The organism is Streptomyces sp. DT224, assembly GCF_049844595.1.
Taxonomy (GTDB): domain Bacteria; phylum Actinomycetota; class Actinomycetes; order Streptomycetales; family Streptomycetaceae; genus Streptomyces.
Genome location: NZ_JBNCLI010000001.1, coordinates 648,362 through 668,149, shown reverse-complemented (window position 1 = coordinate 668,149; position 19,788 = coordinate 648,362). Strand labels below are relative to the sequence as shown.

The 19,788-nt window shown below is 71.7% G+C and carries 16 protein-coding genes; 8 read left to right on the top strand and 8 right to left on the bottom strand.

Annotation, left to right across the window (positions count from 1 at the left end):
* Positions 1–41 precede the first annotated feature (41 nt).
* The 3 genes from gltX to ACLQ2N_RS03125 form a co-directional block, all read right to left on the bottom strand.
* On the bottom strand, positions 42–1,514 hold the full coding sequence (gltX, locus tag ACLQ2N_RS03135; RefSeq protein WP_425808724.1) for a glutamate--tRNA ligase: 1,473 nt from the start codon (positions 1,512–1,514) through the stop codon (positions 42–44).
* Positions 1,507–2,283: a fumarylacetoacetate hydrolase family protein gene (locus ACLQ2N_RS03130; RefSeq protein ID WP_425808722.1), complete on the bottom strand. Its 777-nt coding sequence runs from the start codon at positions 2,281–2,283 to the stop codon at positions 1,507–1,509. The genes gltX and ACLQ2N_RS03130 overlap by 8 nt, the downstream gene beginning before the upstream one ends.
* A 249-nt stretch (positions 2,284–2,532) precedes the next feature.
* Positions 2,533–2,709 (bottom strand): hypothetical protein, encoded by a 177-nt coding sequence (locus ACLQ2N_RS03125; protein WP_425808720.1) that lies wholly within the window; start codon positions 2,707–2,709, stop codon positions 2,533–2,535.
* Between the two features lie 583 nt (positions 2,710–3,292).
* Here ACLQ2N_RS03125 and ACLQ2N_RS03120 point away from each other — a divergent pair.
* The 8 genes from ACLQ2N_RS03120 (at position 3,293) to ACLQ2N_RS03085 (ending at position 13,901) form a co-directional block, all read left to right on the top strand.
* Positions 3,293–7,045: a nitrate- and nitrite sensing domain-containing protein gene (locus ACLQ2N_RS03120; protein ID WP_425808718.1), complete on the top strand. Its 3,753-nt coding sequence runs from the start codon at positions 3,293–3,295 to the stop codon at positions 7,043–7,045.
* A 9-nt stretch (positions 7,046–7,054) separates the two neighbouring features.
* Complete coding sequence (locus tag ACLQ2N_RS03115; RefSeq protein ID WP_006127850.1) at positions 7,055–7,468, top strand: roadblock/LC7 domain-containing protein; 414 nt, start codon at positions 7,055–7,057, stop codon at positions 7,466–7,468.
* Positions 7,469–7,595: 127 nt separating this feature from the next.
* Positions 7,596–8,003, top strand: a complete 408-nt coding sequence (locus tag ACLQ2N_RS03110) for a DUF742 domain-containing protein (protein WP_018521347.1) — start codon at positions 7,596–7,598, stop codon at positions 8,001–8,003.
* A complete protein-coding gene (locus tag ACLQ2N_RS03105) occupies positions 7,984–8,568 on the top strand; it encodes a GTP-binding protein (protein ID WP_028444348.1) in 585 nt (194 codons plus the stop codon). Before ACLQ2N_RS03110 ends, ACLQ2N_RS03105 begins: the two co-directional genes overlap by 20 nt.
* Before the next feature lie 369 nt (positions 8,569–8,937).
* Positions 8,938–12,168 carry a nitrate- and nitrite sensing domain-containing protein gene (locus tag ACLQ2N_RS03100; RefSeq protein WP_425808713.1) on the top strand — a complete coding sequence of 1,077 codons (3,231 nt, stop codon included), beginning with the start codon at positions 8,938–8,940 and terminating at the stop codon, positions 12,166–12,168.
* A gap of 10 nt (positions 12,169–12,178) precedes the next feature.
* Positions 12,179–12,592, top strand: a complete 414-nt coding sequence (locus ACLQ2N_RS03095; protein ID WP_018102439.1) for a roadblock/LC7 domain-containing protein — start codon at positions 12,179–12,181, stop codon at positions 12,590–12,592.
* Between the two features lie 99 nt (positions 12,593–12,691).
* Positions 12,692–13,339 carry a DUF742 domain-containing protein gene (locus ACLQ2N_RS03090; RefSeq protein WP_425808711.1) on the top strand — a complete coding sequence of 216 codons (648 nt, stop codon included), beginning with the start codon at positions 12,692–12,694 and terminating at the stop codon, positions 13,337–13,339.
* Positions 13,320–13,901 (top strand): GTP-binding protein, encoded by a 582-nt coding sequence (locus ACLQ2N_RS03085; protein WP_014048542.1) that lies wholly within the window; start codon positions 13,320–13,322, stop codon positions 13,899–13,901. The genes ACLQ2N_RS03090 and ACLQ2N_RS03085 overlap by 20 nt, the downstream gene beginning before the upstream one ends.
* Before the next feature lie 193 nt (positions 13,902–14,094).
* Here ACLQ2N_RS03085 and ACLQ2N_RS03080 read toward each other — a convergent pair whose 3' ends face one another.
* The 5 genes from ACLQ2N_RS03080 to ACLQ2N_RS03060 form a co-directional block, all read right to left on the bottom strand.
* On the bottom strand, positions 14,095–14,298 hold the full coding sequence (locus ACLQ2N_RS03080) for an acyl-CoA carboxylase subunit epsilon (protein WP_425808708.1): 204 nt from the start codon (positions 14,296–14,298) through the stop codon (positions 14,095–14,097).
* Positions 14,299–14,316: 18 nt separating this feature from the next.
* Positions 14,317–15,900, bottom strand: coding sequence for an acyl-CoA carboxylase subunit beta (locus tag ACLQ2N_RS03075; protein ID WP_425808706.1), 1,584 nt, complete (start codon positions 15,898–15,900; stop codon positions 14,317–14,319).
* Positions 15,901–16,053: 153 nt separating this feature from the next.
* Positions 16,054–17,298 (bottom strand): extracellular solute-binding protein, encoded by a 1,245-nt coding sequence (locus ACLQ2N_RS03070; protein ID WP_425808704.1) that lies wholly within the window; start codon positions 17,296–17,298, stop codon positions 16,054–16,056.
* Complete coding sequence (locus ACLQ2N_RS03065) at positions 17,295–18,326, bottom strand: hypothetical protein (RefSeq protein ID WP_425808702.1); 1,032 nt, start codon at positions 18,324–18,326, stop codon at positions 17,295–17,297. Before ACLQ2N_RS03065 ends, ACLQ2N_RS03070 begins: the two co-directional genes overlap by 4 nt.
* Positions 18,323–19,726 (bottom strand): hypothetical protein, encoded by a 1,404-nt coding sequence (locus ACLQ2N_RS03060; RefSeq protein WP_425808700.1) that lies wholly within the window; start codon positions 19,724–19,726, stop codon positions 18,323–18,325. The genes ACLQ2N_RS03065 and ACLQ2N_RS03060 overlap by 4 nt, the downstream gene beginning before the upstream one ends.
* Between the last annotated feature and the right edge of the window lie 62 nt (positions 19,727–19,788).

Here is a 19,788-nt window from a genome sequence, read left to right as displayed (position 1 = left end):
GCTGCGCGGCTGCCGGGCCCGTCCCGTACGTGGATGACGCGTTACGCCGCCAGCCTGGCCAGGGCCGCGTCGATGCGGGCGATCGTCTTCTCGCGGCCCAGGATCTCCAGGGACTCGAAGAGCGGGAGGCCGATCGTGCGGCCGGTGACCGCCACGCGGACCGGGGCCTGGGCCTTGCCGAGCTTGAGGCCGTGCTCCTCACCGGCGGCGAGGACGGCGGCCTTGAGCGCGTCCGCGTTCCAGTCGGCGGCGATGAGCTGGGCCCGGGCGGTGACGAGGAGGGCGTCGGACCCCTCCTTCATCGCCTTGGCCCAGGACGCCTCGTCGCGCACCGGCTCGTCCAGGAACAGGAAGTCCACGTTGGCGGTGATCTCGGAGAGCACCGTGACCCGGGTCTGGGCGTGCGGGGCGATCTCGGCGAAGACCGCCGCGTCGAAGGACTCCGGGGCCCAGGGGGCGAACGGCGCCTGCAGCCACGGGCCGCACGCCTCGGTGAAGGTCTTCACGTCGAGGCGGCGGATGTGCTCCGCGTTGACGTGCTCGCACTTCTTGAGGTCGAAGCGGGCCGGGTTGGCGTTGACGTCCTTGATGTCGAAGGCGGCGACCATCTCCTCGATGTCGAAGATGTCGCGGTCCTCGGCGATCGACCAGCCCAGCAGCGAGAGGTAGTTGAGCAGCCCCTCGCGGACGAAGCCGCGCTCGCGGTAGAGGTTGAGCGACGCCTGCGGGTCGCGCTTGGAGAGCTTCTTGTTGCCCTCGCCCATGACGTACGGCAGGTGCCCGAAGGCGGGGATGTCCTTGGCCACGCCCAGCTCGATGAGCGCCCGGTACAGGGCGATCTGGCGCGGGGTGGAGGAGAGCAGGTCCTCGCCGCGCAGGACGTGGGTGATCTCCATCAGCGCGTCGTCCACCGGGTTGACCAGCGTGTAGAGCGGGGCGCCGTTGGCGCGGACGATGCCGTAGTCCGGGACGTTCTCCGGCTGGACGGTGATGTCGCCGCGGACCAGGTCGGTGAAGGTGATCGCCTCGTCGGGCATCCGGAAGCGGACGATCGACGCGCGGCCCTCGGCGTCGTACGCGGCCTTCTGCTCGTCGCTCAGCGCGCGGCAGTGGCCGTCGTAGCCGGACGGGCGGCCGGCGGCGCGGGCGGCGTCGCGGCGGGTGTCCAGCTCCTCGGTGGTGCAGTAGCAGTGGTACGCGTAACCGCCGGCGAGCAGCTTCTCCGCGACGTCCTGGTAGATGTCCATCCGCTGCGACTGCCGGTACGGGGCGTGCGGGCCGCCCACCTCGGGGCCCTCGTCCCAGTCCAGGCCGAGCCAGCGCATCGCGTCGAGGAGCTGCTCGTACGACTCCTCGGAGTCGCGCGCCGCGTCGGTGTCCTCGATGCGGAAGACCAGGGTGCCCTGGTGGTGCCGGGCGAAGGCCCAGTTGAAGAGAGCCGTCCGGACCAGGCCGACGTGCGGGTTGCCGGTCGGGGAGGGGCAGAAACGTACACGTACTGCTGCGTTAGCCACGCTTGATCACCTTGTTGGTGAGAGTGCCGATGCCTTCGATGGTGACGGCGACCTCGTCGCCGACATGGAGGGGTCCGACCCCCGCGGGAGTGCCGGTGAGGATCACATCGCCCGGAAGCAGTGTCATGGCTTCCGTGATGTGGACGACCAGGTCCTCGATGGACCGGATCATGTCGCTCGTCCGGCCGAGCTGGCGTTGCTCGCCGTTGACCGTGGCCTGGATGGCGAGGTCGCCGGGGTCGAGGTCGGTCTCCACCCAGGGGCCGAGGGGGCAGGAGGTGTCGAAGCCCTTGGCCCGGGCCCACTGCTTCTCCCGCTTCTGGGCGTCGCGGGCGGTGACGTCGTTGGCGCAGGTGTAGCCGAAGATGACGTCCTTGACCCGCTCGCGCGGCACTTCGCGGCACATCCGGCCGATGACCACGGCCAGCTCGGCCTCGTGGTGGACCTCGTCGGAGAAGGAGGGGTACTCGATGGCGTCGCCGGAGCCGATCACCGAGGTGGTGGGCTTGAAGAAGGCGACGGGGACGTCGGGGACCTCGTTGCCGAGTTCGGCGGCGTGCTCCGCGTAGTTGCGGCCGATGGCCACGACCTTGTTGGGGAGCACGGGCGGCAGCAGCCGCACCTTGTTCAGCGGGACCTTGGTCCCGGAGAGCTCGAACTCGGAGTACGGGATGCCCTTGATGATGTCGAGGACGAGACCGTCGGGCCCGTCGCCCTCGACCGCGCCGAAGGCGACATTGCCGTCGATGGAGAACCTGGCGATGCGCACGGGTTGCTGTCGCCCCTCACTGCTTGCTGGGTGCCTGGAAAAGACTGACGCTCCAGGCTAGCGCTTCGCCGGGCGGGTACGGCCCGAGAAGGAGCGTCGTCCGGCGCGTGCCCTCGCAAGGCGGCCGAAAGCCCTGGTAGCTCCGCTACCAGGGCTTTCGGCCAACGCGGCGAGCATGCCGGGCGGCGCGACGGGGCCGTACCCGCCGGGCGAAGCGCCCACGCGCATGAGGGGCGTTCCCGTGCGGGATCACTCCGCGGCGGCGGGGGCCTTCATGAGGATCGTGCGGCGCGGGTTGGCGGTCTGCGTCGGCAGCTGGACCGCGTGCTCCGGGAGTTCCGCCGTCTTCAGCGACTCGGCGTCGTCGAGGTGCGCCAGCGTGGTGCGGCGCGGGTTGGCGAGGATGCGGAGCGTCGTCGTGTTCATCTGCCGTACGGCCCTGTCGTCGGGGCGCCGCCCGTACGAGAGGGGGCGCCGGTTGTCGGTTCTGCCATCCCAGTAAAGCGTCAGGCTAAACATTCAATTCCCCCCGGCGGCCCGGAAAAGACGGCGATCTTCATGTGAGTTTGCTCACCAGCACCGGGATAATCGGCTCAATTCAGGCACGAGGTCTGGACCTGCGAAACGGACATGTCACCTCTGAACCGACCATTCCGCTCCTGATCATGGCGACTGGGACACCCCTCCCCCCGCCGGAACTCACCCCGAATCGTCCGCATTGTCCGCGAACCGCCTCCACCGCTTGTTACGCAACCATCACACGGTGTCACACAGGTCACAGCCCGGTACCTGGCCCTTGTTGGAGATCCAGCACTGTGCTGAAATTCCACGCACCGCCGCGGGTTTCAAGCCGGCGCGCAGGGGCGCAACGCAGCGCCGAGTGGCGGCGGGAAGGGGAAGAGCGCCGGTCACTCAACGACCACCATGGGGCGGGACAACGCCCCACCACGCCGACACCGTTTTCTCCGTTCATGACGGAAGAACGCCTGGTCCAGAGGTTGCGACGCTAGTGCAGGGACGTTTCAAGAGGGATGGCAGCGCTGCGGCGGAACAGGAGCCGCGCGGCGGGACCGACCGCGGTTCCTCGCCCCAGCACGCCCAGAACCCCGGATCGGCCGCGGCCGGTGACCAAGGCGACCGCGACCGGCGCCCCGGCGCCGCTCCGTCCGGCGGCGAGCCCGAGCAGGCCGCCGCGCCGGCCAAGCGGGGCCCCGTCAGCACGGGCTCGCGGGTAGCTCTCCGCAACTGGCGCATCAGCACCCGCCTGGTGTCCCTGCTCGCCCTCCCCGTGGTCGCGGCGACCACCCTGGGCGGTCTGCGCATCAACGACTCCCTGAACGACATCCAGCAGCTGGAGCACATGCAGCTGCTGACCGAGATGACGAAGCAGGCGACCTCGCTGGCGCAGGCGCTCCAGGAGGAGCGCGACCAGACGGCCGGTCCGCTGTCGCACGACGTGCCCGCGACCGACTTCAAGATCACCACGCCGCGGCAGAAGACCGACAAGGCACAGCTGGCGTTCCTCCACGGCACGGGTGACATCGGCGACACCACCGGTGACGACACGCTGGAGAGCATCCACACCAGCGTCCAGCAGATCGCCACGCGGCTCAGCTCCATCCGCGACATCCGCAAGCACGCGTACGAGAAGGGCAGCCCGTCCCTCCAGACGGTCGACGCCTACAGCCAGCTGATCACCTCGCTGCTGAGCCTGTCCCAGGACATGGCCCAGGCGACCAGCAGCCCCGAGATGATCAAGCGGACCCGTGCGCTGGCGGCGTTCTCCTCCGCCAAGGAGTACGCCTCGATCCAGCGTGCGATCATCGCCGCCGCGCTGCCCACCAGCGACGACAAGAAGCCCGACCTCGACCGCAACGACCAGCAGTTCGGCCTGGCCGCGCGGAACAAGGAGGCGGCGGCCTTCACGTCGTTCGAGGCGATCTACACCTCCACCGGTGGCGACGCCGCGGAGCTGACCTCGACGCTCGACGGGGGCAACCCGGACATCAAGGCCGCGAACACCTACGCGCAGAAGATGCTGGAGAACCCGCTCGCCATGGGCGGTTCCAAGGCCCGGCGCTCGTACATGAACTGGTCCGACCAGGACACCGTCAAGATCAACGCCATGAAGCGCATCGAGGAGACCCTCCTCAGCGACATGGAGGGCAAGGCGCGCGAGCTGCGCGAGGAGTCCCAGCGCGAGGCGATCATCTCCGGTGCGCTGATCCTGCTCGTGCTCGGTGTCTCGCTGGTCGGCGCCTTCGTCGTCGCCCGGTCCATGATCCGTTCGCTGCGCCGGCTCCAGGACACCGCGACCCGCGTCGCCCAGGACCGTCTGCCCGAGCTGGTCAAGCAGCTCTCCGAGGCCGACCCGCAGGACGTCGACACCTCGGTCGAGTCCGTCGGTGTGCACTCCCGCGACGAGATCGGCAAGGTCGCCGCGGCCTTCGACGACGTGCACCGCGAGGCGGTCCGTCTCGCGGCCGAGCAGGCCCTTCTGCGGGGCAACGTCAACGCGATGTTCACCAACCTCTCGCGCCGCTCGCAGGGCCTCATCCAGCGTCAGCTCTCGCTCATCTCCGAGCTGGAGTCGCGCGAGGCCGACCCGGACCAGCTCTCCTCGCTCTTCAAGCTCGACCACCTCGCGACCCGTATGCGCCGGAACGGCGAGAACCTCCTCGTCCTCGCCGGTGAGGAGCCGGGCCGCCGGTGGACCCGCCCCGTGCCGCTGGTCGACGTGCTCCGCGCCGCCGCGTCCGAGGTGGAGCAGTACGAGCGCATCGAACTGGCCGCGGTGCCCGCCACCGAGGTCGCGGGCCGGGTCGTCAACGACCTCGTGCACCTGCTCGCCGAGCTGCTGGAGAACGCCACGTCGTTCTCCTCGCCGCAGACGAAGGTCCGGGTCACCGGTCACGCGCTGCCCGACGGCCGGGTGCTGGTCGAGATCCACGACACCGGCATCGGGCTCTCCCCGGAGGACCTGGCGGCGATCAACGAGCGGCTGGCCTCGCCGCCCACCGTGGACGTCTCGGTCTCCCGCCGCATGGGCCTGTTCGTGGTCGGCCGGCTCTCCCTCCGCCACGGCATCCGCATCCAGCTGCGCCCCTCGGACTCCGGCGGCACCACCGCGCTGGTCATGCTCCCGGTGGACGTCGCCAACGGCGGCCGGCAGCCGGCTCCGAAGCAGGCGCCCGGTCAGCAGTCCCCCGGCGGCCTGCTCGCCGGCGGCAACGACGCCCAGGCCCAGGGCGGTCGCCCCGCGGCGGGCCCCGGCCCCCAGCGCGGCCAGGTCGGCGCCGGCTCCGGTCCCCGGGCCGCGCTGCCCGCCCGCGACGGCAACCGCCCGCAGAACCCGCAGGGCGGACCCGGCGCGCAGGACTCGGCGTTCCAGAACCCGCAGGGCCGCCCGGCGCAGGACGGCCCCCGTCAGGGCGGCGGCCTCGCCGGTGCGTTCGGCGGCGCCCGGCTCGGCGCCCGCGGTCAGGGCGACGGCGGTGCGGACGCGAACCGGCCCAGCCTCTTCGATCAGCGGCGCCCCGAGCAGAACGGCCCGGCCGCCCCGCAGGCCCCGCAGCCGCAGCAGGCCCGCTTCGACCAGACGGGCCAGGGCGGTCAGGACGGGCGCAACGCCTTCGAGCCGCCGCGCGGTCCGGGGCGGGGCGAGCGCCAGCTGCCGCCGGTCGGCGGTCCGCGCGCCGAGCTGCCCGGTGGCTCCCCGGCCCCGAACCCGGCCCAGGGTGCGCCCGGTGGCGGCATCCCGGCCCCGCAGCGCCCGCAGACGACGAGCTGGGGCACCGACGAGCCGTCCGCGCCCCGGCGCGCTCCGCTCGACGCGCCGCGCGGGCACGACGAGTCGGAGACCACGGGCCGCTTCCCGCAGCCGCAGGCGCCGCTCCTTCCGGCCGACGACCGGCAGGGCCCCGGCTCCACGGCGGAGTTCGCCCGGCCCGACTTCTCGGCGCCCGCGCCGCGGCCCGACCTGCAGCAGGGCAGCGCGCCGCAGCACAACGGCGCGCAGCCCGGTCTGCCGCAGCGCGGCGTACCGCAGCCGAACACCCCCCAGCACAACGGCGCGTACGGCAACGGCCCGCAGAACCCGGACGTGACGAGCACCTCGCAGTTCGCCCGCCCGGACTTCGGCGCCCCGCAGCCGCCCGCGCCCCGGCAGCGCGACGACCAGGACTTCGGCGCGCCGCGTCCGCCCATGGCGGGCCAGGCGCCCGAGGCCCCGTACCGCCCGGTGCTGCCCCAGCAGCCGCAGCAGCCCGAGGCGCTCCCGCCGGCCGGGCCCGGTGACGGCCGCACGCCGCTGTACGACACGCTGGAGACCAACTGGTTCCGCGGTCCGCAGGCGGGTGCGTCGCAGCAGCCTCCGGCCGCCCCGGCGCAGGACTTCCCGCAGCAGCCGGCCCAGGAGCCCGTGGCCCCCGCGCCGCAGCGGACCCTCGGCGACAGCGGCGCGGCGAGCGCCTGGCGGGCGTCGCCGAACGACGAGATCGTCCGGCAGGCGGAGCGGGTGAAGAAGCCCGCGGCGGGCGGTATCACCACGTCCGGTCTGCCGCGCCGGGTCCCGCGCGCCAATCTGGTGCCGGGTACCGCCCAGCAGCAGAACCACCAGTCCGGTCCGCAGGTCTCGCGCGCGCCCGATGACGTGCGCGGGCGTCTGACCAATCTCCGCCGGGGCATCCAGCAGGGGCGCCAGGCGGGCAGCGGTCAGACCGGTAGCTTCCCCCTCGGCCCCACTCACCAGCAGGAGCGTTAGTTGAGCCCGATGAGTCAGGCCGCACAGAATCTGAACTGGCTGATCACCAACTTCGTGGACAACACCCCAGGGGTGTCGCACACGGTGGTGGTCTCGGCGGACGGGCTGCTGCTGGCGATGTCCGAAGGTTTCCCGCGCGACCGCGCCGACCAGCTGGCGGCCGTCGCGTCCGGGCTGACCTCGCTGACCGCCGGCGCCTCCCGGATCTTCGAAGGCGGCGCCGTCAGCCAGACCGTGGTGGAGATGGAGCGGGGCTTCCTGTTCCTGATGTCCATCTCGGACGGCTCCTCGCTGGCCGTGCTGGCCCACCCGGACGCCGACATCGGTCTGGTCGGCTATGAGATGGCCCTGCTGGTGGACCGGGCGGGCACCGTCCTGACTCCGGACCTCCGTGCGGAGCTCCAGGGCAGCCTGCTCCACTAGGCGGCCGTGAACCAGTGACACAGACGATCAACCCGAACACCCACCCTCGACCGTCCGGCCGCTTACAGCCCCCCACCGGCCCCTTCAGACGGCAAGCCGACACCCTGCTGTCACGCCCGGAGGATTCATGACCCCGCCACCCGCCTCACCCGATCCGTACGGCGCGTCGAGTCACGCGTCGTACGAAGGTGAGGGCGACCAGCCGCTGGTCCGCCCGTACGCCATGACCGGTGGACGTACCCGGCCGCGCTATCAACTGGCGATAGAAGCCCTGGTCAGCACCACGGCCGATCCCGCGCATCTGGGGACCCTGCTCCCCGAGCATCAGCGGATCTGCCATCTGTGCCGCGAGGTCAAGTCGGTGGCCGAGGTCTCGGCCCTGCTGTCGATGCCCCTCGGTGTGGCGCGGATTCTCGTCGCAGACCTGGCGGAAGCCGGCATGGTGGCCATTCACCAGCCGGGCAATGGAGAGGCCGGCGGCGCGCCGGATGTGACACTGCTCGAAAGGGTGCTCAGTGGACTTCGCAAGCTCTAACGGCGGCGCGGCGACCCGGGCCACCACCTCGGCGAAGATCGTCGTGGCCGGTGGGTTCGGCGTGGGCAAGACCACGTTCGTCGGTGCCGTCTCGGAGATCAATCCGCTGCGCACCGAAGCCGTGATGACGTCCGCCTCGGCGGGCATCGACGACCTCACGCACACCGGCGGGAAGACCACCACGACGGTGGCGATGGACTTCGGCCGTATCACCCTGGACCAGGACCTGATCCTGTACCTCTTCGGTACGCCGGGCCAGGACCGGTTCTGGTTCATGTGGGACGACCTGGTGCGCGGCGCGATCGGCGCCGTCGTCCTGGTCGACACCCGCCGCCTCGCCGACTGCTTCCCCGCCGTCGACTACTTCGAGAACAGCGGGCTGCCGTTCGTCATCGCCCTCAACGGCTTCGACGGCCACCAGCCCTACACCCCCGACGAGGTCCGCGAGGCCCTCCAGATCGGGCCCGACACCCCGATCATCACCACGGACGCGCGGCACCGCGCGGACGCGAAGAGCGGCCTGATCACGCTGGTGGAGCACGCTCTGATGGCCCGGCTCAAGTAGTCACAAGTCGGAAGTGGCATACGGCAGTTACCGTAGTCACACGGGGGCGGGCTGTGTCCTTTGACACGATCCGCCCCCGCCTTCATAACGTTTCGAAAGAGAATTGCCCCGCGATCAACACCGGATGCGCACGAGCGGTGTCACTACGCTCACATGAGCCTCGCCTTTTGGCGGGGCTCGCTCTTTATGCCCGATTTATCTGAGGCGTGAGCCACTCGGAATCGCCCATTCCGACTGTTTGGAACGCGACCGTCGGCCGTGCTGGAATTCGATTGACTCCCGAGTAAGACCGTCCTGCACGGTCTGAAGTACGGCCCTGAACAAAACCCGGCACAGCGTAGGTGCCGACGCCGAGAGGTTGTTGGTCGAGTGAGGCGTAACAACGAGGGCGCCACGGCGCAGGCGGAGCGGGGCAACTTCACCCCGCCGTCGCGTGCCGCGGCGCCGTCCGCCGACGTGTCCGAAGGGGCGCCGCCGGCCGGTGGCAGCACCAGCCGGCTGTCGCCGCGCAACTGGCGGGTGCCCACCCGGCTGAACGCGATCCTCCTGATCCCGGTCCTGGTCGGCCTGGTCATGGGCGGCTTCCAGGTGAAGGGCTCGGTCAACACCTGGCAGGAGGCCCAGGACGCGGAGAAGACCGCGCTGATCGTGCGGGCCGCCGCGGAGTACGGACAGGCCCTGCTCAACGAGCGCGACCTCACCGCCCAGCCGCTGCTGTCGAACAAGCGTGAGGACGACGTCGTCACGCAGACCCGGGCCACCACCGACGCGGCCGCCGCCAAGTTCGCCGACGCCGTCGAGGACATGCCGGCCAAGGAGGGCCTCCAGCGCCGCCTCAAGCTGTTCAAGCTGGAGGAGCCCAAGCTCCCGCAGCTGCGCAAGGCGGCGTACACCGCGGCCATGGACCCGGTGAAGACCGAGGAGGGCTACGTCCAGGTGCAGCACTCCCTGATGGAGTTCTGCAACGAACTGGGCCTCGGCACCGGCAACATCACCAGCTACGGCCGGACCGTCTACGCGATCGAGCTGGCCAAGGCTGCAGAATCGCTTCAGCGCTCCATCGGCATGCACCTCCTCGTCCGTCCCAGCGAGGAGGAGGGCAAGTTCAACGACCAGGTCAAGGCGTTCGGTTCGTACAACTACCTGGAGCAGATCGCCCTCGGCGAGTTCACCTCCGGCGGTACGGAGGCCGACGCGGCCCGGCTGCGCAAGGTGATGGGCGCCAAGGCGGCCGAGGGCGCGGCCCAGCTGAAGGACGCCAAGGAGAAGGCGGACGCGGCCGGTGTGCCGTTCGTGGCGCCGCCCTCCATCGACGGCTCGGTCTACGACGGCATGGCCAAGGAGATCGGCCTCGGCAAGGACCCGGACCGGCTGAAGGCGAAGGGGATCACCCCCGAGACCTGGATGGCCGCCGCCACCGCCAAGTTCGACGGCTACACCACGGTCGAGGACGAGCTGGTCGACAAGGCCGTGACCGAGGCGGCGGAGATCTCCTCCGACGCCCGGACCGACGCCATCGTCAACGCGTCGATCGTCATCGTCGCCCTGCTGGCCGCGTTCCTCCTGGCCGGGCTCATGGCCCGCCAGATGAGCCGCTCGATGCGCCGGCTGCGTACCGCGGCCTTCTCCATCGCCGAGCAGCGGCTGCCCTCGCTGGTCGACCAGCTGTCGCGGACCGACCCGGGCCGGGTCGACACCCGCGTGCAGCCGATCCCGATCAACTCGCGGGACGAGATCGGCGAGGTCGCCCGCGCCTTCGACCAGGTGCACCAGGAGGCGGTCCGGCTCGCGGCCGAGCAGGCCATGCTCCGGGGCAACGTCAACGCGATCTTCACCAACCTCTCGCGCCGCAACCAGTCGCTCATCGAGGGCCAGCTGACCCTGATCACCGACCTGGAGAACAACGAGGCCGACCCGGACCAGCTGGAGAGCCTGTTCCGGCTCGACCACCTGGCGACCCGCATGCGGCGCAACGGCGAGAACCTGCTCGTCCTCGCGGGCGAGGAGCCCGGCCGCCGCTGGAACCAGCCGGTGCCGCTGGTGGACGTGTTGCGCGCCGCCTCCTCCGAGGTGGAGTCGTACGAGCGCATCGAGCTCTCCGGCGTCCCGGAGACCGAGATCCACGGCCAGTCCGTGACCGACCTCGTGCACCTGCTGGCCGAGCTCCTGGAGAACGCCACGACGTTCTCCTCGCCGCAGACCAAGGTGCGGGTCACCGCGACCCGGCTGCCCGACGGCCGTGTGATGATCGAGATCCACGACAAGGGCATCGGCCTCACCGCCGAGGACTTCGCCGACATCAACCACAAGCTGGCCAACCCGCCGACGGTGGACGCCGCGGTCTCGCAGCGCATGGGCCTGTTCGTGGTCGGCCGGCTCGCCGACCGGCACGGCATCCGGGTCCAGCTGCGCCCCTCGGGCGAGCAGGCCGGCACGACCTCGCTGGTCATGCTGCCGGACGCGATCACCCACGGTGGCGGCGGCGACGCGCCGGAGCAGGACGACTTCACCGTCTCCTCGATCATCCCGCAGCAGCAGGCGTTCGACGCCCTGCCGCCGCAGCAGCAGCTGCGTACGGCGGCCGAACTCGGCTTCGACGACTCGCGTTACGACGAGGGCTCCGCGGACTCCGCCCAGCTCGACCCGGTGGGCCGCTCGCTGATGCGCGAGGAGCGCCGGGCGGCACTGGAGGCGCAGGCCGCCGCCGGTGAGCGGCAGGCGTTCCCGGAGCAGCCGGAGCAGGCGCGGCCCGAGCAGGTGTACGCCGAGGGCGCGTACGGCCAGGACGCGTACGCCGGCAGCGGTGAGGCGGCCTACACCGGGAACGGTCAGGACGCCTACGCCGCGCAGCCGTACGAGGGCGGCTACGACCCGTACGCCGGTGCCCCCGGCTACGACGCCCAGCCCGCCTACGACGCCCCCCAGGGCGGCTATCCGGAGGCGGCCTACGCGGCCCCCGAGGCGCCCGTGCAGGGGTATGACGAGCAGTACGTCGCCCAGCCCCAGCAGGAAGAGTGGGCAGATCAGGGCACGTACCAGGGCGGGTTCGAGCCGACCGGCCAGGCGGAAGCGGAATCTGCGGTGAGCGCTCCCGCCGAGCCGCAGGAGCGCGTAGGCTTCGAGCGTTCGGGCCCCGTCCCGAACACCGGCCACGAGCTGACCGAAGCCGGTCTTCCGCGCCGGGGCGGCCAGCAGCACTGGCAGCCCACGGGCCGCGCGAACGGCCGGTCCGGTGGAGCGCAGGAGCGTCCGCAGCAGCACGAACTGCCGCAGCGGCCTGCCCCGGCGCAGCAGGCCGCCGAGGGGAACGCCGGACACGACGGCCCCGACGACTGGCGCTCGGCCAACGACGAGCGCTGGGAGCGGGCCGAGAAGCTCCGGGAGCCGAAGGCGGGCGGGATAACCCCGTCCGGTCTTCCCCGGCGCGTGCCCAAGGCCAACCTGGTCGAGGGCACCGCCGAACAGACCCAGCAGGGCGGCCCCCAGGTCTCCCGCGCTCCGGAAGACGTGCGTGGCAGGCTGAGCAACCTGCGGCGCGGTGTCCTTCGGGGACGCAACGCGGGTACGGACACAAGTACTACCTACAACCAGGAGCGTTAGTGTGAGCCCGATGAGCCAGGCGGCGCAGAATCTGAACTGGTTGATCACCAACTTCGTGGACAACACCCCCGGGGTGTCGCACACGGTGGTGGTCTCCGCCGACGGACTCCTGCTGGCGATGTCCGAGGGATTCCCGCGCGACCGCGCGGACCAGCTGGCGGCGGTCGCCTCCGGTCTGACCTCGCTGACCGCCGGCGCCTCGCGGATCTTCGAGGGCGGCGCGGTGAATCAGACGGTTGTGGAGATGGAGCGAGGATTCCTCTTCATCATGTCCGTTTCCGACGGGTCCTCCTTGGCCGTTCTCGCACACCCGGACGCCGACATCGGCCTGATCGGGTACGAAATGGCCCTTCTGGTCGACCGCGCGGGCAGCGTCCTGACGCCGGACCTCCGTGCCGAACTCCAGGGAAGTCTTCTTAACTAGTCTTATCCAGTAACCAGACAGTGCGTTCCGCGTCACCGCGCCAGTAGGGTGCGGTGGCGCGGTCCACTGGAATCGGGACCGGCAGGCGGAGGAGGAATCGTGGGTACACCCCCAGGCGGGCACCAGTACGACGGTGACCGGCACGTGCCGGGTGAGCACGGGGACGAACGTTTCAACTTCCCCTCCGCACCTGGCAGACAGGGCGCTCAGCAACCTCAGCAGCCCTACCAGCCGTACGGGCAGGCGCAGTACGGCCACCCGGGACCCGGCTGGCCGCAGCAGGAGCCCCAGCAGCCTGCGCAGCAGCATCCGCGCAGGCCGCACCGCTTCGACGCGCCGCAGCAGCAGCCCCGGATCCAGCCGGTGCAGCCGCGGCGGGCTCCCGAGCCGGCGGCTCCGGCCGCGCACAATCCGCTGGTCCGTCCGTACGCCATGACAGGTGGACGGACCCGACCGCGCTACCAACTCGCCATTGAGGCGTTGGTCAGTACCACGGCCGATCCGTCCCGGCTGCAAGGGCAGTTGCCCGAGCACCAGCGGATCTGCCGGCTGTGCTTCGAGATCAAGTCGGTGGCCGAGATCTCGGCCCTCCTCTCGATCCCCCTCGGCGTGGCCCGGATCCTCGTGGCCGACCTGGCCGAGGCGGGACTCGTCGCAATCCATCAGCCCGGCGGCGACGAGTCCGCCGGCGGCCAGCCAGATGTGACACTGCTCGAAAGGGTGCTCAGTGGACTTCGCAAGCTCTAGCGGCGGAGCGGCCCGCTCCACTACCTCGGCGAAGATCGTGGTGGCAGGGGGCTTCGGCGTGGGTAAGACCACGTTTGTCGGTGCCGTCTCGGAGATCAATCCGCTGCGCACCGAAGCCGTGATGACGTCCGCCTCGGCGGGCATCGACGACCTGACGCACACGGGGGACAAGACCACCACGACGGTGGCGATGGACTTCGGCCGTATCACCCTGGACCAGGACCTGATCCTGTACCTCTTCGGTACGCCGGGCCAGGACCGGTTCTGGTTCATGTGGGACGACCTGGTGCGCGGCGCGATCGGCGCCGTCGTCCTGGTCGACACCCGCCGCCTCGCCGACTGCTTCCCCGCCGTCGACTACTTCGAGAACAGCGGGCTGCCGTTCGTCATCGCCCTCAACGGCTTCGACGGCCACCAGCCCTACACCCCCGACGAGGTCCGCGAGGCCCTTCAGATCGGACCGGACACGCCGATCCTGACGACGGACGCGCGGCACCGGGCGGATGCGAAGAGTGCGCTGATCACGTTGGTGGAGCATGCGCTGATGGCGCGCCTGCGGTAGGTGTTTCCCGTACGCACGAGGCCCCGCACTCCTGGAGTGCGGGGCCTCGTGCGTGTCGCCGCTCGGGCTGGCGGCCTTGTGTGTCCTCAACCGCCGGACGGGCTTGACTCCGCCCGCGCGGCCCCGGTTTGCGCGCGCGGGCGCGAAAAGGCCCGCACAGGCTCGAAAGCGGCCTGTGCGGGCCTCTTGCGTGTCAGCCCTGCCAGCTGTGCGGGGCGCGGAAGCCCGGGGTGCGTTCCAGGCGGCGCCAGCCGGCCGTGTCGCGGACTCGGGTGGGGGCCGTGGTGGGCCGGGCCGCGGCGCGGGCCAGGAGGACCGCGGTGATCGCGGCCAGTTCCTCGGGGTCCGCGAGGCCCTTCTCGACGCGCAGCACGGATTCGGCGGTGGCAGTGGTCATGAGTGGTGTCTCCGTCTTCTACTGCGGGGGGTTGCCGTGCTTGCGGGCCGGCAGGTCGGCGTGCTTGGTGCGGAGCATCGCGAGCGAGGCGATCAGGACCTCGCGCGTCTCGGCCGGGTCGATGACGTCGTCGACCAGGCCGCGCTCGGCGGCGTAGTAGGGGTGCATCAGTTCGGTCTTGTACTCCTTGACCATGCGGGTCCGCATGGCCTCGGGGTCCTCGGCCTCCGCGATCTGCCGCCGGAAGATGACGTTGGCGGCACCTTCCGCGCCCATGACGGCGATCTCGTTGGTGGGCCAGGCGTAGGTGAGGTCCGCACCGATGGACTGGCTGTCCATGACGATGTAGGCGCCGCCGTACGCCTTGCGCAGGATCAGGGAGATCCGCGGCACCGTCGCGTTGCAGTACGCGTACAGCAGCTTCGCGCCGTGCCGGATGATCCCACCGTGCTCCTGATCGACGCCGGGCAGGAAGCCGGGTACGTCCAGAAGAGTGATGATGGGGATGTTGAAGGCGTCACACATCTGGACGAAGCGCGCGGCCTTCTCGGAGGCCTCGATGTCCAGGACGCCGGCCAGGGCCTGGGGCTGGTTGGCGACGATGCCGACGACCTGGCCGTCCATCCGGGCCAGGGCGCAGATGATGTTGCGGGCCCAGCGCTCGTGGATCTCCAGGTAGTCGCCGTCGTCGACGAGCTCCTCGATGACCTTGTGCATGTCGTACGGGCGGTTGCCGTCGGCCGGGACCAGGTCCAGGAGGGCGTCGCCGCGCCGGTCCGCCGGGTCGTCGCTCGCCGCCGTGGGCGGGTTCTCCCGGTTGTTGGAGGGCAGCATCCCGATGAGGTAGCGGACCTCGGCGATGCAGGTCTCCTCGTCGTCGTACGCGAAGTGCGCGACGCCCGAGGTCTCCGCGTGGACGTCCGCGCCGCCCAGGCCGTTCTGCGTGATCTCCTCGCCGGTGACCGCCTTGACGACGTCCGGACCGGTGATGAACATCTGCGAGGTCTCGCGGACCATGAACACGAAGTCGGTGAGGGCGGGGCTGTAGGCCGCACCGCCCGCGCACGGGCCGAGCATCACACTGATCTGCGGGATGACCCCGGAGGCGCGGGTGTTGCGCTGGAAGATGCCGCCGTAGCCGGCGAGCGCCGAGACGCCCTCCTGGATACGGGCGCCCGCGCCGTCGTTGAGGGAGACCAGCGGCGCACCGGCCGAGATGGCCATGTCCATGATCTTGTGGATCTTCGTGGCGTGGGCCTCGCCCAGCGCCCCGCCGAAGATCCGGAAGTCGTGCGCGTACACGAAGACCGTGCGGCCCTCGACCGTGCCCCAGCCGGTGATCACACCGTCCGTGTACGGCCTCTTCGCCTCCAGGCCGAAACCCGTCGCCCGGTGGCGGCGCAGCTGCTCCACCTCGTGGAAGGAACCCGGGTCGAGGAGGAGCTCGATGCGCTCGTGGGCGGTCAGCTTGCCCTTGGCGTGCTGTGCCTCGGTCGCCCGGTCACTGGGTCCGCGCCGGGCCTGCTCGCGCAGTGCCAGCAGCTCGGCCACGCGGCCGCGGGTGTCGCTCGGGTCGCCCTGGGTTTCGTCCACAACGGTCATGTACTGACCCTACGAACCCCGCCAAGAAAATCGTGCCGTCGACTCCGTACAGTCTCCTGCCCGGTTTCCTGGCGGAGCCGGACAGAAGCCCGGGACTATGCAGGCGAAGTACCAGTCGGCACCGGGTTCCGCTTGTGGGGGTTCCACAAAGGGTCACTGTGGCCTGCCACACACGCCCGTGAGCCGGGGGAGGGAGCGGGGCTGTTCCTTCTGCACCTTCTGGATGTCCTCCAGGCGCGGGCGCACCGGCTCGTCGGGGTGCGCCACGGTCAGCAGCACCGCCTCGTAGAACGCGTCCCGCACCGCCGCCGGCATCACGTCCGACGCGTCCAGGCACAGCGGCACCCGCTGGTCCGTGAGGCGCCGGCCGACCTCCTTCTCGACCGTGCCCTCGCGGGCCGGGACCGCCGAGTTGGCCGAGAACACGCCGCCCTTGCGGCCCCACTCCTCCTGGGCCTGCTCGGAGGTGAGCCGCTTGACCAGCGCGCGGGCCCGGTCGCCCTTGCCGAACAGGGCGGCGAAGTCGGCGGAGACCTCGTGCGCCTTCACGGTATAGGAGCCGCCGGGCAGCAGCCGTGCCGAGTCCATGAAGGCGGCCCCGGCGCTGCGGTTCCCGTAGAAGGAGCGGGCGAAGGAGCCCTGGTGTTCGAGGGCGCACCCGCTGTCCCCGAAGAGCAGTCCGGGCGCGCCGTCCTCCCCCCGGTGGTCGCCTTCGAGGATGGCCGCGCGCGCCTCGCTCTCCCCCTGGGCCAGCAGCCCGGCCCAGGTGCGCCAGGCGGTGACGACCTGCCGGGCGGTCCACTCCAGGTCGCCGGTCGCCCAGCGCGCGTAGAGCACCGGACCTGCCTGCTGGAGGAGCAGGTCCTCGATCCAGTCGCTGCCGGGCCAGCCGGACGCACCGTCGTCGCCCATGGCCAGGCACCAGGCGGCGAGCCGGGCGGGCCGGGGCGGCGGAGCCTCGCCCTCGCGGAACCACACGATGGACTTGAGGTCCACCTTGAGCGGCACCCACAGGTGCTGCCCTATGCCCTTGGCCCCGGGCAGCCAGGGCGTGCCGTACTCCTTCTCGTCGTAGAGGCCGGCCAGCGACTGGAGGCGGCCCTCCTTCGCGTACTCGACGAGTTCGCCGACGCCGGGGAGGATCGCGATGTCCGGCGGGTTGCCGGCCTGGACCTCGGCGAGCAGCACCTCGCGGGTGGCCGCCGTGCCCTGGTAGGTGTACGGGATGCCGAAGCCGTCCAGGACGTCCTTGAACTGCCGTTCCTGCTCGCCGGTCCAGGGTCCGAGGATCGTCACCCTCGGTTCGGCGTCGCTGCCGCCGGGGGCCGCGAGGCCGCAGCCGGCCGCGGTCAGCAGCAGGGCGAGGACGAGCAGGAGCGCCCGGGACCGCCGGCTCATCCGGCCCTCCAGTAGTAGTCGGCGTTGAGCCTGCGGCCGAGACCGGCGACCGGCAGCAGGAGGACCAGCGTGCCCGCGCCGAGCGCCCCGTAGTACGTCCAGCTCTGCCAGCTCTCGACGGCCAGCCGGTCGCGCAGGTCGAACGAGGTGCGGGTGACGAACGACTGGGCGTCGGCGAGGTGGTCGTGGTGGTGGTCGCGGGCCCGTTCCTCGATCGCGGACAGCCCGTGGCGGGCGGTGTCCAGCCGTTCCTGGGTGGCGACGGTCGCCCGCAGCGGCACGACGGCCAGGGCGACGGTCAGCAGCAGCGCCGCGAGCAGCCACGGGTCCAGGCTGCGTCCGCAGCGGCTCCGCAGCAGCCACAGCGAGCTGACCAGGGTCAGGGCGAGGACGAGGAGGCCCAGTTCGGCGACCGCCCAGCCGGTGAGCTGGAGGGGCCCCAAGGTGCTGATCCGGTCCATGCGCTGCATCTGGTGGTGCTGGAGCACGTCCAGCCGGGGCACGGCCCCGGTGCCCGGCCGGTCGAGCTGCCGTACGGCCTCGGCCAGTTTCTGCCGCTGCATCAGCTCGTCGTCCACGTACGTGGTGGTGCCCGGGGTGATGGAGCCGCTGTACGAGGTCAGCACGCCGGTGACGGTCTCCAGGACGCCCCGGCCGCGCGCCCCGTCGATCTGCACGTCGGAGAGCCGGGACAGGCCCTGGCTGGCGGCGGCGAGCTGCGCCTCGTAGCGGGCACCGGCCCCGACGACCCGGTCGATCCCGGTGTTCACGGAGGTGACGGCCTCGTGGTGGGCGCGGAGCAGGGCGAGCTGGGTGGAGGCCACGCCCTGGACGGCGGGCGCGGCGCGGGTGCGCATCTCACCGGCGTCGCTCTGCACCTCGCGGTACGAGACGAGCAGCGCGGTCATGGAGACGAGAGCGGCCAGGAGGGCGACGGCCAGGTGCAGTTCGAGCAGGCGCCGGGTGCGCGATCCGGTGCGCCGGCGCGTCCGGGAGGGGCGCGTCCACCGGGTGGGCCGGGGCATCATACGGGCCTCCCGCAGGCGATGCAGTACCGGGCGTGCGGCCCGGCGAGGTGGCGGCAGCCGGGGCATTTGACGGGGGTGCCGGCGGCGTGGGCGGGCAGGTCGAGCAGGTGGCCGGAGGCGACGTGGAGCCGCCCCTCGCGCACGGTCCCCCGGTCGACGGTGGGCCCTACCCGGACCAGGCCCCGCGCCCCGTCCACGATGTCGGCCACCTTGCGGATGTCGGCGAGGACCCAGGCGGCGCCGATCTCGTGGGCCAGCCGGGCCGCGATGCCGAACTGATGCTCGGCCTCGTCGCGGCTCATCGGGTCGAGGGCGGCGTAGCCCCGGTTGAGGGCGGCGCGCATCCGGGTGGCGGCGTTGACCGCGTCGAGGGTGCCGCCCCCGCCGCCGGTGCCGCCCGCGCCCACGGCGACGCCCGGGGGCAGCCAGCGGACCAGGAGCGGGGCGGTGGCGTCGCCGACGGACACGGTGGCGAGCTGGAGCAGCACGCCGAGCGGGTCGGTGCTCGCGTCGACGCCCAGGGTGAGGAGGTAGTCGCGGGTGCCCGGCTCCCACTGGTGGGTGGCGAACTCGTACCGGTGCCGGTCGTCCGCTCCGGTGCCCGCGGTGAGCAGGAGCGGCCGGGGCGCGGTCTCGGTCAGCGTCACCCCGGTCACCGCGGGGCGGCCGGTGACGGTGACGGGCAGCTCGGGGCTCCGGACCCGGCGCAGCCGCCGCAGCGCCCCGGTGAGGGCCGGGGCGAACCGGTCGGGCGCGGTGTCCGCCGTGCCGTGCAGCCCCTCGGTGAGGGCGAGCAGCGGCGCGGGGTCCCAGTCCGCGCCGAGCGCGAGCACGTCGGCGCTGAAGGCCCCCTCGCACGCGGCGATCTCCGCGCCGAGGGCCGCCTCGCCGGCCGGGTCGTGGCCGCCGCCGTCGGTGACGAGGATCAGGTGCCGTACGGGCAGGGGCCGTTGTCCGAAGAGCGCCCGGGCGGCGGTGAGCCAGGCCCCGTACCCCGGCGGCGGACGGTCGTCGGGGGTCGGCGCGACGCTCCCCACGCTGAACGCGGCGCGCCGCTTCTCGTCGGTGTCCGCGAGCGCCCAGGGCCCGCGCAGCGGGTAGCAGCGGGCGGGCCTGTCGTCCCGGGCGCCCCCGAGCACGGTGAACGACAGCCCGTCGGGCAGGGCGCGCAGGGCGGCGGCGAGCGCGGCGGCGGCGTCCCGCCGGCGCGCCGGGGCGACGTCCAGGGCGAGGACGACGGCGAGTTCGGTGGCGGGCCGCTGGTCCCGGGGTCCGGTGCCGGTGGCCTTGACGCGCACATGGGCGTCGATCCGGGTCTCGTGGTGCGGCTGCTGGTCGCGCCGGACGTCGACGGACACGGCGAAGCGGAGCCCGGTCGGCGACGGGTCGGGAGCGGCCATGAACGGATCTCCAGGGAGTACGGCGGTGAGGGCGCGGTGCGCCGGGGCGGTCGGAGCGGCCG